At 59.9% G+C, this 15,953-nt stretch carries 17 protein-coding genes; 3 read left to right on the top strand and 14 right to left on the bottom strand.

The window, feature by feature from the left end:
- Nucleotides 1-6: 6 nt before the first annotated feature.
- From PDR5_RS05805 to PDR5_RS05790, 4 genes are all read right to left on the bottom strand, one after another.
- Nucleotides 7-615: a phage baseplate assembly protein V gene (locus PDR5_RS05805; protein ID WP_064593819.1), complete on the bottom strand. Its 609-nt coding sequence runs from the start codon at nt 613-615 to the stop codon at nt 7-9.
- 3 nt (nt 616-618) lie between these two features.
- Nucleotides 619-1,140 carry a hypothetical protein gene (locus PDR5_RS05800; protein WP_064593817.1) on the bottom strand — a complete coding sequence of 174 codons (522 nt, stop codon included), beginning with the start codon at nt 1,138-1,140 and terminating at the stop codon, nt 619-621.
- 74 nt (nt 1,141-1,214) lie between these two features.
- Nucleotides 1,215-1,553, bottom strand: coding sequence for a phage holin family protein (locus tag PDR5_RS05795; RefSeq protein ID WP_064593815.1), 339 nt, complete (start codon nt 1,551-1,553; stop codon nt 1,215-1,217).
- Between the two features lie 523 nt (nt 1,554-2,076).
- Entirely contained in the window at nt 2,077-2,814 is a 738-nt protein-coding gene (locus PDR5_RS05790; protein WP_064593813.1) for a LexA family transcriptional regulator, read from the bottom strand.
- A 210-nt stretch (nt 2,815-3,024) separates the two neighbouring features.
- Between PDR5_RS05790 and mutS the strand changes: the two genes are divergently transcribed.
- Together mutS and fdxA are read left to right on the top strand one after the other, a co-directional pair.
- The gene (gene mutS, locus PDR5_RS05785; RefSeq protein WP_064593811.1) at nt 3,025-5,607 is read left to right on the top strand and encodes a DNA mismatch repair protein MutS; all 2,583 of its coding nucleotides are present in this window, start codon (nt 3,025-3,027) and stop codon (nt 5,605-5,607) included.
- Nucleotides 5,608-5,770: 163 nt separating this feature from the next.
- Nucleotides 5,771-6,094 (top strand): ferredoxin FdxA, encoded by a 324-nt coding sequence (gene fdxA / locus PDR5_RS05780; RefSeq protein WP_007908827.1) that lies wholly within the window; start codon nt 5,771-5,773, stop codon nt 6,092-6,094.
- Nucleotides 6,095-6,583: 489 nt separating this feature from the next.
- Here fdxA and rpoS read toward each other — a convergent pair whose 3' ends face one another.
- The 8 genes from rpoS to PDR5_RS05740 all read right to left on the bottom strand — a co-directional run bounded on the left by rpoS (nt 6,584) and on the right by PDR5_RS05740 (nt 13,790).
- Entirely contained in the window at nt 6,584-7,591 is a 1,008-nt protein-coding gene (gene rpoS / locus PDR5_RS05775; protein WP_007954831.1) for an RNA polymerase sigma factor RpoS, read from the bottom strand.
- 106 nt (nt 7,592-7,697) lie between these two features.
- The gene (locus PDR5_RS29105) at nt 7,698-8,579 is read right to left on the bottom strand and encodes a peptidoglycan DD-metalloendopeptidase family protein (RefSeq protein WP_082934363.1); all 882 of its coding nucleotides are present in this window, start codon (nt 8,577-8,579) and stop codon (nt 7,698-7,700) included.
- Between the two features lie 211 nt (nt 8,580-8,790).
- Nucleotides 8,791-9,426 carry a protein-L-isoaspartate(D-aspartate) O-methyltransferase gene (locus PDR5_RS05765; RefSeq protein WP_170844894.1) on the bottom strand — a complete coding sequence of 212 codons (636 nt, stop codon included), beginning with the start codon at nt 9,424-9,426 and terminating at the stop codon, nt 8,791-8,793.
- Nucleotides 9,427-9,467: 41 nt separating this feature from the next.
- Nucleotides 9,468-10,217, bottom strand: coding sequence for a 5'/3'-nucleotidase SurE (surE, locus tag PDR5_RS05760; protein WP_064593809.1), 750 nt, complete (start codon nt 10,215-10,217; stop codon nt 9,468-9,470).
- Nucleotides 10,205-11,263, bottom strand: coding sequence for a tRNA pseudouridine(13) synthase TruD (gene truD / locus PDR5_RS05755; protein WP_064593805.1), 1,059 nt, complete (start codon nt 11,261-11,263; stop codon nt 10,205-10,207). The genes surE and truD overlap by 13 nt, the downstream gene beginning before the upstream one ends.
- The gene (gene ispF / locus PDR5_RS05750; protein ID WP_064593803.1) at nt 11,260-11,733 is read right to left on the bottom strand and encodes a 2-C-methyl-D-erythritol 2,4-cyclodiphosphate synthase; all 474 of its coding nucleotides are present in this window, start codon (nt 11,731-11,733) and stop codon (nt 11,260-11,262) included. Before ispF ends, truD begins: the two co-directional genes overlap by 4 nt.
- Nucleotides 11,734-11,776: 43 nt before the next feature.
- Nucleotides 11,777-12,622: an S-formylglutathione hydrolase gene (gene fghA / locus PDR5_RS05745; protein ID WP_064593801.1), complete on the bottom strand. Its 846-nt coding sequence runs from the start codon at nt 12,620-12,622 to the stop codon at nt 11,777-11,779.
- 55 nt (nt 12,623-12,677) lie between these two features.
- On the bottom strand, nt 12,678-13,790 hold the full coding sequence (locus PDR5_RS05740; protein WP_007954819.1) for an S-(hydroxymethyl)glutathione dehydrogenase/class III alcohol dehydrogenase: 1,113 nt from the start codon (nt 13,788-13,790) through the stop codon (nt 12,678-12,680).
- A gap of 116 nt (nt 13,791-13,906) precedes the next feature.
- Between PDR5_RS05740 and PDR5_RS05735 the strand changes: the two genes are divergently transcribed.
- The gene (locus PDR5_RS05735; protein WP_007954817.1) at nt 13,907-14,803 is read left to right on the top strand and encodes a LysR substrate-binding domain-containing protein; all 897 of its coding nucleotides are present in this window, start codon (nt 13,907-13,909) and stop codon (nt 14,801-14,803) included.
- On the opposite strand, the gene ispD is transcribed toward PDR5_RS05735, so the two are convergent.
- Nucleotides 14,800-15,507: a 2-C-methyl-D-erythritol 4-phosphate cytidylyltransferase gene (gene ispD / locus PDR5_RS05730; RefSeq protein ID WP_064593799.1), complete on the bottom strand. Its 708-nt coding sequence runs from the start codon at nt 15,505-15,507 to the stop codon at nt 14,800-14,802. The two genes, PDR5_RS05735 and ispD, sit on opposite strands and share 4 nt — an antisense overlap.
- Complete coding sequence (ftsB, locus tag PDR5_RS05725) at nt 15,504-15,782, bottom strand: cell division protein FtsB (protein WP_003222158.1); 279 nt, start codon at nt 15,780-15,782, stop codon at nt 15,504-15,506. The genes ispD and ftsB overlap by 4 nt, the downstream gene beginning before the upstream one ends.
- Nucleotides 15,783-15,953: the final 171 nt, after the last annotated feature.

The following is a 15,953-nucleotide window of genomic DNA, read 5'->3' as shown; positions in this document are numbered from 1 at the left end:
CTTGATTCAGGGGCTGATGACGCGGCCCTGGTGATCCACCAGCGGACCGCTGAAGTGCACGCCAGAGGCGTCGATGGTCAGGCCGACGGCGCCCAGTTGCAGGTTGATCGCTTGCGGGGTCATCGCCAGCCGTGCCGGCCCGATGCTCAGCTCAAGCGACTCGCGAGAACCGTTGAAGGCGGCCGGACCGTTTTGCCAATGCAGGGTGTGCGTCGCGTCGTCGTAGCCGCTTTCGCTGCCATCCTGATGAACACGACGAGTCAACGTCGGCACCGTCGAGGTCGGTGGAAAACGGTCACTGTTCAGGCCGAACAGCGCCACACTTTGCGCGCCGCTTTCACCGCTGCCGTAGTTGAACAGCAGACACTGTTCGCCCACCGTCGGGATCCGCGACTCGCTCTGCGCGCCGGCACTCGGGTTGAAGAACTTGATGGCCGGGGTGAGCAATCCACCGTGGCTGACCCTGCAGGTGTTACTGGCGGCGTCGACGTCCTGACAGATACCGATGCGGCAATAACTCTCGGCGCGCCGGTGCAGGTCTTCGATCTCCGCTTCCATCTCCGCCAGGCGCTCGATGATCGGACCCAGCTGCATTCGCAGTAACGCGTCGAACATCGGTCAGGCCTCCAGCGTGGTGTATTGGTCGGGATCGTCGATGTCGCTGACTTCCCAGGTGCGGGCGAATTTCGGTGTACCGAGCGGGTCGTCCAGCAGGGTCGGGCCGAGGTAGAGGGTCTGGTTGAACGACAGGGTCCAGGCTTTGTTCGGCTGGTCGGCGCGGATGAGCAATGACGGCATTCCATCGATGTTCATCGGCAGATCGCATTGATCGCCGGGCAAGCCCCAGCGGTTGTCGGTGACCAGACTCTTTAAGGCGGCGATCAGGTCGCAGGCAGCAAACGCCGTGGCGGACAGCGCCGGAATGACTTGCAGCGACAGCGTCAGCACGTGAGCGATGCGTCCGTTGGCGGCGCGCTCCCCCGGTGCGTTTCGCTCGATGTCGATCAACACCCAGGCCTTGTCGCCGGGGGCCGTGAAGTCATCGTGATTGCCGACCTGCACGTTCAGCTCGGCGCTGTTGCGCAAGGCTGTCGCCATCGCCGTGAACAGCTGCGAAGGCTGCTGGATCGGTGTGGGCATGCTTGACCTCCTTTTTCTGATGTCCACGCGAAGTCCCGCCGCACGCAGTGCAGCGAGGCAGGAAAGTGAAGGGTTTACTGTGAGTCGCGGGGCGGGATTTCGCAGACGCCAATGCGCTTGGCAGCCCAGCGTTCATAAAGACCGATGGCCACGTCGGCGCCGGCCATGGCCGTCAGGCAACCGATCGCGCACGCGGCCCAGATGGACATACCGGCGGCATACAGCAGCATGATCGCCGACACCCCGCAGATAACGCAGGCCCCGGAACGCAAAGCCAGACGCCGGATCAACGCCCAACCGCGGGCGCCCTCCTTGTCAGCGCGCCACATTTCGCCGGATACGCCGCCCACCAAGGCGAGCAGAATGACCAGCCAGATCGGCATGTCCGCCAACGCTTGTTGCTCGTTTGTCATGTCACGCCTCCTGGTGTGATGGATGAATAGTGTGTGTTGGGTTCAATCGGTTTCTCTTGAGGTAGGCATTCCAAAAAGCCCGGCAGCTCGCCGGGCTTTTCAGTAATGCGCTCCTTCGCCTTCCTTCAATTCTGTGTACGTGAAGGAAGCTGACTTTTCGGCGCTACTGGCGCGGTACGAGTCCATTCAAATTGTTTTTCCGACCGCGGTCCCTGCCCGCCGGATAACTGCTTCTGGTGCTTTACGCTGCACACCCGGGTCAGTTGCCAACCCTCTGAACCGTTGAGGCCGGTTCATCGCTGCCTGTTCTTGTGGAACTAAAGAGCTGTTGTTACCAGCCGCTTTGTCGAGCGGCTTGGTGGCAAGAATATGCATGGATGCATATACAGTCAATGCGTAAATGCATTTATTTATGCACTTAAAATGCGCGAATGCATGAAAGCCCCGCCATTCAAGGGTTGGCGGGTTTTCTACAGGCGAAAAAAAAACCCGCCTAGGCGGGTTTTGTCAGAAAGGAATCAGGTTACCGGGCGTACATGCCCCACCAGAAGACGTGACCGAGGATGACGATCTGCTCTTCCTGCATGTCTTGGAAGCTGTAGTCCTCGTCCGGGTGTTCATCGCGGTTGAAGCTGCGCAGGCGGATACCGGTAGGCAGGCGATAGAGCTGCTTCACCCGCAGTTGACCGTTGTGGTTGATCGCATAAAGGTCGCCATCGATGATGTCGCCGATCCCGCACTTGCCGGCATTGACCCCGACCGTGGCGCCGTCGCGCAGCACCGGCAACATGCTGTTGCCCCGTACCGTCACGCATTTGGCCTGATCGAACTGCACACCGTTATGGCGCAGGCTGCGCTTGCCGAAGCGCAGGCTCGAGCGTTCGCTCTCTTCGATGACGAATCTTCCTGATCCAGCAGCCAATTCAACCTCGCGAAGAAAGGGTACCGACACCTCGTCGTCATCGACGGGGGTGTCGTCGTCCCACAGGCTTATGTCCTTGAGTTCGGAATGCAACTCGTCGCGTCCGCCGTTGGCGGCGACGGGCGCAACATCCGCGCGCCCGCGCAACTGATCGGTGCTCACGGCGAAGTATTCGGCGATCTTCGAGATGTGTTTATCCGAAGGATCGACGATCTTCCCGCTGAGAATCCGCGAGAGCGTGGATTGAGGCACGCCGGTGCGACGGTGGAGCTCCGTGGGGGAGATCCCGTGCTGGTCGAGCAGTGCTCTTAAGACGGTAGATACGTTGCGTTTTTGCATAACGCGCATAGTGCTTGAAGTTTTTCGCGAAGACAAATGCTGATTTGCATAAATCGTGCATAGTCGAGCTTTTTGCGCCATATAGCTGTCACCCGGCCGCGATGCCTGCGTCCGACAGACCGCCCATGGTAACCTTGCGCCCATCGCGGAAAAGCCCGGCCACTGCCGCGCTTTTGCCCCACACCTTTGAACGAGTTGCCTGACAATCCGATGAATAAAGCCGTCTCCGACCTGTCCTCCCACACCCCGATGATGCAGCAGTACTGGCGCCTGAAGAATCAGCACCCGGACCAGCTGATGTTCTACCGCATGGGCGACTTCTACGAGATCTTCTACGAAGACGCGAAGAAGGCGGCCAAGTTGCTGGACATCACCCTGACCGCGCGCGGGCAGTCGGCGGGTCAGGCGATTCCGATGTGCGGGATTCCGTATCACGCGGCGGAAGGCTACCTGGCGAAGCTGGTCAAGCTCGGCGAGTCGGTGGTGATCTGCGAACAGGTCGGCGACCCGGCCACCAGTAAAGGCCCGGTGGAACGTCAGGTGGTGCGGATCATCACCCCGGGTACGGTCAGTGACGAGGCGTTGCTGGATGAGCGTCGCGATAACCTGATCGCGGCGGTGCTGGGCGACGAGCGCCTGTTCGGCCTGGCGGTGCTGGACATCACCAGCGGCAACTTCACCGTGCTGGAGATCAAGGGCTGGGAAAACCTGCTGGCGGAGCTGGAGCGGGTCAACCCGGTCGAGTTGCTGATCCCGGATGACTGGCCGAAGGATCTGCCGGCGGAAAAACGCCGTGGCGTTCGTCGCCGCGCGCCGTGGGATTTCGAGCGTGATTCGGCGCTGAAAAGTCTCTGCCAGCAATTCTCCACCCAGGACCTGAAAGGTTTTGGCTGCGAAACCCTGACTCTGGCGATCGGTGCCGCCGGTTGCCTGCTGGCGTATGCCAAGGAAACCCAGCGCACCGCCCTGCCCCATCTGCGCAGCCTGCGTCATGAACGGCTGGACGACACCGTGGTGCTGGACGGCGCCAGCCGCCGTAACCTGGAACTCGACACCAACCTGGCCGGTGGCCGCGACAACACCCTGCAATCGGTGGTCGACCGTTGCCAGACCGCCATGGGCAGCCGCTTGCTGACCCGCTGGCTCAACCGTCCACTGCGCGACCTGACCGTGTTGCTGGCGCGCCAGACCTCGATCACTTGCCTGCTCGATCGCTATCGCTTTGAAAACCTGCAACCGCAACTCAAGGAAATCGGCGACATCGAGCGGATCCTGGCACGGATCGGCCTGCGCAATGCCCGCCCTCGCGACCTCGCCCGCCTGCGTGATGCACTCGGCGCGTTGCCTGAACTGCAAGTGGCAATGGCTGACCTGGAAGCGCCGCACCTGCAACGCCTGGCGACCACCACCAGCACTTACCCGGAACTGGCGGCGCTGCTGGAAAAAGCCATCATCGACAACCCGCCGGCGGTGATCCGCGACGGCGGCGTGCTGAAAACCGGTTACGACAGCGAGCTCGACGAGCTGCAGTCGCTGAGCGAAAACGCCGGCCAGTTCCTGATTGATCTGGAAGCCCGGGAAAAGGCCCGCACCGGCCTCGCCAACCTGAAAGTCGGCTACAACCGCATCCACGGTTACTTCATCGAACTGCCGAGCAAGCAGGCCGAGTCGGCGCCCGCAGATTACATTCGCCGTCAGACCCTCAAAGGTGCCGAGCGCTTCATCACGCCAGAGCTGAAAGAGTTCGAAGACAAGGCACTGTCGGCCAAGAGCCGTGCCCTGGCCCGCGAGAAGATGCTTTATGAAGCATTGCTGGAAGATCTGATCAGCCAGTTGCCCCCATTGCAGGACACCGCCTCGGCTCTCGCCGAACTGGACGTGCTGAGCAACCTCGCCGAACGCGCGCTGAATCTCGACCTGAATTGCCCGACCTTCGTCAGCGAACCGTGCATGCGCATCTCCCAGGGCCGTCACCCGGTAGTCGAGCAAGTACTGACCACACCGTTCGTGGCCAACGACCTGAGCCTGGACGACAACACCCGCATGCTGGTGATCACCGGTCCGAACATGGGCGGTAAATCCACCTACATGCGCCAGACTGCACTGATCGTGCTGTTGGCACATATCGGCAGCTTTGTGCCGGCAGCGAGTTGCGAACTGTCGCTGGTGGACCGGATCTTTACCCGGATCGGTTCCAGCGATGACCTCGCCGGTGGGCGTTCGACCTTCATGGTGGAAATGAGTGAGACCGCGAACATTCTGCATAACGCTACCGAGCGCAGCCTGGTACTGATGGACGAAGTTGGTCGCGGCACCAGCACCTTCGACGGCCTGTCCCTGGCCTGGGCAGCGGCTGAGCGTCTGGCGCAATTGCGGGCCTATACTCTGTTCGCGACACACTATTTCGAACTGACTGTGTTGCCGGAAGCCGAACCGCTGGTGGCCAACGTGCACCTCAACGCTACCGAGCACAACGAACGCATCGTGTTCCTGCACCATGTGTTGCCGGGGCCGGCAAGCCAGAGTTACGGCCTCGCGGTCGCACAGTTGGCCGGTGTGCCAAGCGAAGTGATCGTACGTGCTCGTGAGCACTTGAGCCGCCTGGAAGATACCGCGCTGCCGCATGAGGCGCCAAAACCGGCCGTCAAGGGCAAACCGGCGACGCCGCAGCAGAGCGACATGTTCGCCAGCCTGCCGCACCCGGTGCTGGATGAGTTGGCCAAGCTGGATCTGGATGACGTCACACCGCGTCGTGCACTCGAAATGCTCTATGCACTAAAGAACCGGATCTAAGCACCGACGAACCGGATATAACGCAAACGGCTTCAAGCTGTTAGAATCTCGCGCGGTTTGGGATGCTGCTGGCTAATAGCCTGGCTGGCAGACATCGCTCCCGAACCTGGCGACCCCAACCGTGAAGGGGCAACGCTGCCGCCGCCTGAGGAGAAAATTAGAAATGACCTTCGTCGTCACCGACAACTGCATCAAGTGCAAGTACACCGACTGCGTAGAAGTCTGTCCGGTGGACTGCTTTTACGAAGGCCCGAACTTCCTGGTGATTCACCCGGATGAGTGCATCGACTGCGCCCTGTGCGAACCGGAATGCCCGGCCGTGGCCATTTTCTCCGAGGACGAAGTTCCGGAAGAAATGCAGGAATTCATTCAGCTGAACGTCGAGCTGGCCGAAATCTGGCCGAACATCACCGAGAAGAAAGAATCGCTGCCGGATGCCGAAGAGTGGGATGGCGTCAAAGGCAAGATCAAAGACCTCGAACGCTGATCTGTCCCGCGTTCGAATGAAAAGGCCCCTCGCGGGCCTTTTTATTTTTGCGGGTTTGGCTTTTCTTCAGGCAAAAAAAGGGGCGGTTTGACCCGCCCACATTTTTTCCCTATTCCCTGTGTTCCTTTTCATCGTCCTGATGAATCGCGTCCTGCGATGTCCATTCCCCTCTTCCTTGAAGGGCGTGTCTATCCGTCGACACAACCCAGATACTAGCGAGTTCCCCGCAGGAGGCAACCGGCTCTCAGCGCATGAACCTGTTGTCATAAGCCCTTAACATTCAAAAATAACCATATAAATCAATATCTTATTGATCATCGATGAGCGCAATCGCCTTCGGCAGCAGTGTAAAAATAACGAACACTTACGATACAGTCAGCAAAGGCTTACAGCGCAAACCTACAAGGTGGGAATGCCTCCCGCTTTCAGCACACAAACAAAAAGCCCCGAACCAGTCGGGGCTTTCTGCATAGCGGTCAGGCGGGCGGCTTATTGAAACAGCGACTCGCTCGACAGGCCGTTTTTCTCGAGAATTTCCCGAAGGCGTTTGAGGCCTTCCACCTGGATCTGTCTCACCCGTTCCCGGGTCAGGCCGATCTCCAGGCCTACATCCTCCAGCGTGCTGCTCTCGTGACCGCGCAGACCGAAGCGGCGTACCACCACTTCGCGTTGCTTGTCGGTCAGCTCCGAGAGCCATTGATCGATGCTCTGCGACAGGTCGTCATCCTGCAGCAGTTCGCACGGATCGGTCGGACGGTCATCCGTCAGGGTGTCGAGCAGGGTTTTATCCGAATCCGGACCCAGCGAGACGTCGACCGAAGAAACCCGCTCGTTCAGGCCCAGCATGCGCTTGACCTCGCCCACCGGTTTTTCCAGCAGGTTGGCAATTTCTTCGGGTGAAGGTTCGTGGTCGAGCTTTTGCGTCAGCTCCCGTGCAGCCCGCAGGTACACGTTGAGCTCCTTGACTACATGGATCGGCAACCGGATGGTCCGGGTCTGATTCATGATTGCGCGTTCGATGGTCTGACGGATCCACCAGGTCGCGTAGGTCGAGAAGCGGAAGCCGCGCTCGGGATCGAACTTTTCCACCGCGCGGATCAATCCGAGGTTGCCCTCTTCGATCAGATCCAGCAGCGACAGCCCCCGATTGACGTAACGCCGGGCGATTTTGACCACCAGCCGCAGGTTACTTTCGATCATGCGCTTGCGCCCGGCAGGATCGCCACTTTGCGACAAGCGCGCAAAATGAACTTCTTCTTCCGGGGAGAGCAGAGGGGAAAAGCCGATTTCGTTGAGGTACAGCTGCGTGGCATCAAGTGCCCGAGTGTAATCGATGTACTTATGTTGTTTAAGTGAAGCGGAGTGTTTGGATTTGGCACGAACGGAAGGTGGAGCAGCCCCTTCATCATTCGACATCGAATCCGAATCGATGCCGGTCTCCATCAGGAGAACCTCATCGTCGATGTCAAACTCCGGCACTTCTTTACTGAGAGCCATTGTTATAGTCCTTTGGTGAGTTCGACCCCAAGCTCAAGCGACGCCTTTATCCTTGGCAACGCTGGAGCCTGTCCCCTCTACGTGACGGAACAGGCTGGTCTGCAAATCAACGTCTTGGCAGGAACTGCAGCGGATCTACAGGTTTACCTTGTCGGCGAATCTCAAAATGCAGTTTCACCCGGTCTGTACCCGTTGACCCCATTTCGGCAATTGTCTGTCCGACCTTGACCTGCTGCCCCTCCCGTACCAACAGCCGACGGTTGTGTCCGTAAGCACTGACGTAGGTTTCGCTGTGTTTGATGATGACCAATTCGCCGTAGCCCCTTAAGCCACTCCCGGCGTATACCACCGTCCCATCAGACGCAGCTAAAACAGGCTGTCCCAAATCTCCGGCGATATCAATTCCTTTATTCAAACTACCGTTTGAAGAGAATTTTCCAATGAGAATGCCATTAGATGGCCATCCCCAGCCGGTCGGGGCCGGGCCCGGTGGAGGCAGTGGAGCGGGTGTTGCCTTGTTGGCGACGGACGGTACAACCGTCGTCGAAGCCGCACCGGAACCCGTGGTTGTGGTGGTTGTCGTGCCATTTGCCTGGCGCCGGATAACCGTGGTTTTGCTGGACGAAGACGCTGAAGAACCGGAGTTGCTGACGACCGCCGTCGACGTTGAACCGGTACGGCCGTCGAAGCGAATCGTCTGACCCGGATGTATCGTGTATGGCGTAGGAATATTGTTCCGGGCGGCGAGGGCTTTGTAGTCCCAGCCGTAGCGAAAAGCGATGGAAAACAGGGTATCGCCCGGACGGACTACATACTGCCCGGTCGTCACGACCGGACGCTGGGCCACCGTATTGTTGCGATCGACGACCCGAACGTTGCTCGATTTTGTGCTGGAGCAACCGACCAGCAAGGTGCTCAAGACAAGGCCAGTCACCAGGCGCTGAAAGCTCGTGTTACCCATACGCTGCGCAATGACTGTGAGACTCACCCGCCGCTCCCTTTGTGGTGGCTGAAAAATGTGGAATACCGATTCCGGCATGAAACTTCGCAAGTATAACGGGCGCAACCGGCTTTACCTTTATAGAAGCGCTATCGCTCGGCGCACACGTTTGCTTGTAGACGATCCGTCCTGTTTAAACACTCGCTGCCGCTGTAAGACAGGCACGCGCGAAAGGAATTCAGCGGCTTCGAACAAATGCTCAGGCCAGCGGGCCATTAAGCAATGGCACGAAACGCACCGCCCCCAGAACGTGTCGGGAGAAGCCGTTTTCTTCACGCACGATCAGCATCAATTGCTGCACTTCACCAGAGCCGACCGGGATCACCATCCGCCCGCCCGGTGCCAGTTGGTCGAGCAACGCCTGAGGCACGTCGGTGGCGACTGCCGTGACGATGATGCCGTTGTACGGCGCCAGCGCCGGCCAGCCTTCCCAGCCATCGCCCCAGCGAAACACCACGTTGCGCAAGTTGAGCTCGACCAGGCGTTCCTTGGCCCGATCCTGCAGCACCTTGATGCGCTCCACCGAGAACACCCGCTCGACCAGTTGCGATAGCACCGCTGTCTGGTAACCGGAACCAGTGCCGATCTCCAGCACTTTATCCAACGGCCCGGCCTCCAGCAGCAGCTCGCTCATGCGCGCAACCATATAAGGCTGGGAAATGGTCTGGTTGTTGCCGATCGGCAGCGCGGTGTCCTCATAGGCCCGGTGCGCCAGCGCTTCATCGACGAACAGGTGCCGCGGGGTGCGACGGATCACTTCCAGCACGCTGGCGTTGGAAACGCCCTCTTCATACAGACGCTGGATCAGGCGCTCGCGGGTTCGCTGGGACGTCATCCCGATGCCGCTGCGCAGCCTGTCGTCTTGTTCACGAGCCATTAATTGAGCCCCTCCAGCCAGCCGTCGAGACCTCTGAAGGCATCATTGAAGGTGCGATCGAGCAACAACGGAGTGATGGATACGTAACCCTGCATCACCGCGTGGAAATCGGTGCCCGGCCCGCCGTCTTCCGCATCACCTGCCGCTGCAATCCAGTAACCGGCCTTGCCGCGCGGGTCCACGACTTTCATCGGCGCCGCCGCACGGGCGCGATGGCCGAGACGGGTCAGTTGAATGCCGCGAATGTGATCGATCGGCAGATTCGGAATATTCACGTTCAATACCGTGCGCGGAGGCAGATCGAGCCCGGCATGGGCTTCGACCAGTTTGTGCGCAAAGTAGGCGGCCGTGGGCAGGTTGTCGACCTGCCGCGAAACCAGCGAGAAGGCAAACGACGGGCGCTCGAGAAAGCGGCCCTCGAGGGCGGCTGCCACGGTCCCGGAATACAGCACGTCATCACCCAGGTTGGCGCCCAGGTTGATCCCCGACACCACCATGTCCGGCTCACGTTCAAGCAAACCATTGAGCCCCAGATGAACGCAGTCGGTCGGCGTACCATTGAGGCTGATAAAGCCGTTGGCCAGGTATTGCGGGTGCAACGGACGATCGAGTGTCAGCGAACTGCTGGCACCGCTCTTGTCCTGTTCCGGGGCGATAACCACGCACTCGGTGTAATCCGCCAGCGCAGCATAAAGCGCGGCAAGACCGGGCGCAGTCACCCCATCGTCGTTAGAAATCAGAATACGCATGGGCTGTCCGTCTGCCCCACCGGCACCAGATCAACGAGTTCGCGCACCAATACGGTGGCGAAGCATCCGGCCGGGAGGACGAATTCCAGTTGCAGAATGTCAGGCTCGGGATAATGCCACGTCAACCCGCCAATGGGCAGCCGCAGGATGCGACGTTCGTGGCTCATACCGGCATTAATCAACCAATCGCGCAGATCCGCCTCGCGTGCGGCAATCCCCTGCTCCAGATCATGGACAACCCCGGCCGCCGGCGAGTCACCTTCGCCCCACTGCGGACCGGTCGGGTGCAGGTCGAGAATCGCCAGACGCGGATCACTGCACTCGGCTTCACCGGCCGGGAAAAAGCTGCGGCTATCGGTGAACGCCAGCAGATCGCCGACCTGGGCACGCTGCCAGGTGCCATCGGCGACCCGTGCTGCGAGCACCTGATTGAACAGAAAACTGCGCGCGGTCGACAGCAGGCGCGAGCGCACATTGCGCTGCTCCGGCAGTGCCTTGCGCGCGGCCCAGGAGCGGGCATCGACAACGTTGCCACCGTCATGGCCGAAACGCTGGGCGCCGAAGTAATTCGGGATGCCCTGTTTGGCAATCAGTTGCAGACGCTCGTCGATGGCGGCCTTGTCGCCATTGAACTGAGTCAGACGCAGCGTGAAACCGTTGGCCGAATGCGCACCGCGTTGCAGCTTGCGCTTGTGGCGAGTGGTCTTGAGGATTTTCAGCGTGTCGTTTTCCGCCGCCGACAGATCCGGATCGGCCTTGCCCGGCAATTGCACGCTGAACCACTGCCGGGTCAGCGCCTGACGGTCTTTCAGACCGGCGTAACTCACCGTGCGTAGCGGCACGCCGGCGGCCTTGGCGATACGGCGTGCGGCCTCTTCCGTATTCAGGCCGCGCTTCTCGACCCAGATCCACAGGTGCTCGCCGTTACCGCTGAACGGAATGTCGAGGACTTCATCGACCTGGAAATCTTCGGCGATGGCTTTCAGGACCGCGGTGCCGAGGGCATCGCCATAGGCCCGCGGGCCGAGCAGTTGCAGTTCGTTCATGCGCGCAGCAACAAGGCAACGGAATGCACGGCAATGCCTTCTTCGCGACCGACGAAGCCGAGCTTCTCGGTGGTGGTGGCTTTCACGTTCACTTGATCCGGTTCTACTTGCAGATCCGCGGCAATCAGCGCGCGCATCGATTCGATATGAGGGGCCATTTTCGGCGCTTGGGCAACGATGGTGTTGTCGACGTTGCCGACCTTCCAGCCTTTGGCGTGGATCAGACTGACCACGTGACGCAGCAACACTCGGCTGTCGGCGCCCTTGAATTGCGGGTCGGTGTCCGGGAAATGCTTGCCGATATCACCCAGCGCCGCCGCGCCAAGCAAGGCGTCGCTCAAGGCGTGCAGCAGGACGTCACCGTCGGAGTGAGCGAGCAGCCCGAAGCCGTGTGCGATTCGCACGCCGCCCAGAGTAATGAAATCGCCTTCAGCGAAACGGTGCACATCATAGCCGTGGCCAATACGCATAAAAAAACGCCCCGAATTTTGTCAGGGCGTGATTCTACCTGCATTAGGCCTTGAGGGCGCGCGCGTGATGCTGCAAGTGGTCGTCAATGAAGCTGGCGATGAAGAAATAGCTGTGGTCGTAGCCCGGTTGCAGACGCAACGTCAGCGGGTGGCCCGCTTGTTTTGCGGCTTGTTGCAGGGCTTCCGGTTTGAGTTGGGTGGCGAGGAAATCGTCGCGGTCACCCTGATCGACCAGCAATGGCAGCTTTTCGTCCGCCTCGGCGATCAGCGCACAGGCATCCCACTCGCGCCACTTCGAACGGTCTTCGCCCAGATAGCGGGAGAACGCTTTCTGGCCCCACGGACAATCAATCGGATTATTGATCGGCGAGAACGCTGACACTGACTGATAACGCCCCGGATTGCGCAACGCACAGACCAGCGCACCGTGACCACCCATGGAATGGCCGCTGATGCTGCGTTTGTCCGACGCCGGGAAATGCGCTTCAACCAGTGACGGCAATTCCTGCACAACGTAGTCATGCATCCGATAGTGCCGCGACCAGGGTTCCTGCGTGGCATTCAGATAAAACCCGGCACCGAGACCGAAATCCCAGGCCCCGTCGGGATCACCCGGTACATCCGGGCCGCGCGGACTGGTGTCCGGGGCCACGATGATCAGCCCCAGTTCAGCCGCCATGCGCATGGCACCGGCCTTCTGCATGAAGTTCTCGTCCGTGCAGGTCAGGCCCGACAGCCAGTACAGCACCGGCAGCTTGCCGCCCTGCTCTGCCTGGGGCGGCAGATACACGGCAAACACCATGTCGCAGCCCAGCACTTCGGAGCGATGGCGATAGCGCTTGTGCCAACCGCCGAAACTTTTCTGACAGGAGATGTTTTCCAGACTCATGTAAGACTCCTACGCAGCCACGGCTGCACATCGGCAGCCGTCGTATCGCGATTGATCAGAAATGAATGACGGTGCGGATGCTCTTGCCTTCGTGCATCAGGTCGAAGGCTTTGTTGATGTCTTCCAGGCCCATGGTGTGGGTGATGAAGGTATCCAGCGGGATTTCGCCGCTTTGCGCCATGTCGACATAGCTTGGCAGTTCGGTCCGGCCACGCACGCCACCGAACGCCGAACCGCGCCAGACGCGACCGGTCACCAGTTGGAACGGACGGGTGGCGATTTCCTGGCCGGCGCCGGCAACACCGATGATCACCGACTCACCCCAACCTTTATGGCAGCACTCGAGGGCCGCGCGCATCAGTTGCACGTTGCCGATGCATTCGAAGGAGAAGTCGACGCCACCGTCGGTCATGTCGACGATCACTTCCTGGATCGGACGATCGAAATCTTTCGGGTTCACGCAGTCGGTAGCGCCCAATTGTTTGGCGATTTCGAACTTGGCCGGGTTGATGTCGATGGCGATGATCCGTGAGGCCTTGGCCTTCACTGCACCGATCACGGCCGACAGGCCAATGCCGCCGAGACCGAAGATGGCCACGGTGTCACCCGGCTTCACCTTGGCGGTGTTGATCACCGCACCGATACCGGTGGTCACGCCGCAACCGAGCAGGCAGACCTTTTCCAGCGGTGCATCCTTGGAGATCTTGGCCACGGAGATTTCCGGCAGCACGGTGTATTCGGAAAAGGTCGAAGTACCCATGTAGTGGAAAATCGTTTGGCCCTTGTAGGAAAAGCGCGAAGTGCCGTCCGGCATCAGGCCCTTGCCCTGGGTGGCCCGAATGGCCTGACACAGGTTGGTCTTGCCCGACTTACAGAATTTGCACTGGCCACATTCCGGGGTGTACAGCGGAATCACATGGTCGCCGACGGCCACCGAGGTCACGCCTTCGCCGATCGCTTCAACGATGGCGCCGCCTTCGTGGCCGAGGATCGACGGGAAGATACCTTCCGGGTCCGCGCCGGACAGGGTGTAAGCGTCAGTGTGGCAAACCCCGGAAGCCACCACGCGCAGCAATACTTCACCGGCCTTGGGCATGGCGACATCGACTTCTACGATTTCCAGCGGCTTCTTGGCCTCGAAGGCAACGGCGGCGCGCGACTTGATCATGCTGACTCTCCTGTGAATCCATTGAATAAAAAACCAGACGGTCAGTGTAGTTCAGCGCTGCTTGATGAATAATCCGGGCAAAAGCAAAACATTATTGCCATACAGGGATAATCCCCATGTCCGAAAACCGCTGGGAAGGCATCGACGAGTTCGTCGCCGTTGCCGAATGCAGCCAATTCACTGCCGCTGCGGAACGCCTGGGCGTTTCCTCCTCGCACATCAGTCGCCAAATCGTACGGCTGGAGGAGCGTTTGCAGACGCGACTGCTGTATCGCAGTACCCGACGCGTCACGCTGACCGAGGCGGGTCAGACTTTCCTGCAACATTGCCAGCGTCTGCAAGACGGTCGTGAAGAAGCGTTGCGTGCAGTCGGCGATCTGACCAGCGAACCCAAAGGCATGCTGCGCATGACCTGCGCCGTGGCCTATGGCGAACGCTTCATCGTGCCGCTGGTGACCCGGTTCATGGGGCACTACCCGCAACTGCGCATCGACATTGAATTGACCAACCGCCAGCTCGATCTTGTGCATGAAGGCCTGGATCTGGCGATCCGTCTTGGTCGACTTCAGGATTCCCGGCTTGTAGCGACCCGACTGGCACCCCGGCGCATGTATCTGTGTGCGTCGCCTTCCTACCTGGAACGGTACGGGCGCCCACACAGTTTGTCGGAACTGGGACGGCACAATTGCCTGATCGGCAGCTCGGACATCTGGCAGCTTGAACAAAACGGGCGGGAATTTTCCCAGCGGGTACAGGGAAACTGGCGCTGCAACAGTGGGCAAGCGGTGCTGGATGCCGCACTGCAAGGCGTCGGACTGTGTCAGTTGCCGGACTATTACGTGCTGGAGCATCTGCACAGCGGCGCGTTGATTTCTTTACTGGAGGCGCATCAACCGCCGAATACAGCGGTGTGGGCGTTGTATCCGCAGCAGCGGCACTTGTCGCCGAAGGTGCGCAAACTGGTGGACTTTCTCAAGGAAGGTTTGGCCGAACGGCCTGAGTATCGGATTTAACGACGGTTGGTCCAGCGCTGGCGCAGCCATTCCAGATCTTCAGGCCGAGTGACCTTGAGATTGTCCGCACGACCTTCGATCAGACGCGGCGCCATGCCGGCCCACTCCATTGCCGAGGCTTCATCGGTGATCACAGCATCAGCCACCAGACTGTCGGCCAGTGCACGGTGCAAGGCACCGAGGCGGAACATCTGCGGCGTGTAGGCCTGCCAGATCACGCTGCGATCCACGGTTTCCACCACACGACCGTGCTTGTCGACCCGTTTCAGGGTGTCGCGCGCCGGCACGGCCAGCAAGCCGCCGACCGGATCGTTCGCCAGTTCAGTAAGCAATTTGTCGAGATCGTCACGGCTCAGGTTCGGTCGTGCCGCATCGTGCACCAGCACCCAGTCCTCGTCGTCGGCACCTTGCGCATGCAGATGCAGCAAGGCGTTGAGCACCGAGCCGGAACGTTCGGCACCACCGTCGACCCGCTGAATACGCGGATCGCTGGCGCTGGCCAGGTTCGGCCAATAAGGATCATCAACGGCAAGACTGACCACCAGGCCCTTGAGGCTCGGGTGATCGAGGAAACAGCCGAGGCTGTGTTCGAGAATTGTGCGCCCGCCCAGTTGCAGGTATTGCTTGGGACGGTCCGCGGCCATTCGGGCACCGACGCCCGCGGCAGGAATCACGGCCCAGAAGGCCGGCAGGGAGTCGATCATTGGGCCAACTGGTAAAGGGTCTCGCCGTCCTTGACCATGCCCAGTTCGTGACGAGCCCGCTCTTCAACGGTCTCCATGCCCTTCTTCAACTCGCTGACTTCAGCGTCCATCACCCGGTTGCGCTCCAACAAGGCTTCGTTCTCGGCGTGTTGATCAGCAATCTGCTGATTCAGTTCGGCGACTTGCGCCAGACTGCCATTGCCCACCCACAGGCGGTACTGCAGACCGGCCAGCAGCAAGAGCAAAACGAGAAACAACCAGTAAGGACTGCGCATCGAATATCAGGTATCCAGTGAAAAAAGACAGCCACGCCAAAACTTTGAAGCATCTGATAGCACGAAGCCTGGAATATCCAGGCTTGTGCATATAAGGCATCAGATTAGTGGCAAATCCATCGCTGTCACGACTTTTCCGACACAATCCGGTGTCTTTCTATCATTTACTGC

The organism is Pseudomonas sp. DR 5-09, assembly GCF_001655595.1.
GTDB classification, from domain to species: Bacteria; Pseudomonadota; Gammaproteobacteria; order Pseudomonadales; family Pseudomonadaceae; genus Aquipseudomonas; species Aquipseudomonas pharyngis.
This window is presented reverse-complemented; position numbering and strand designations above follow the sequence as displayed.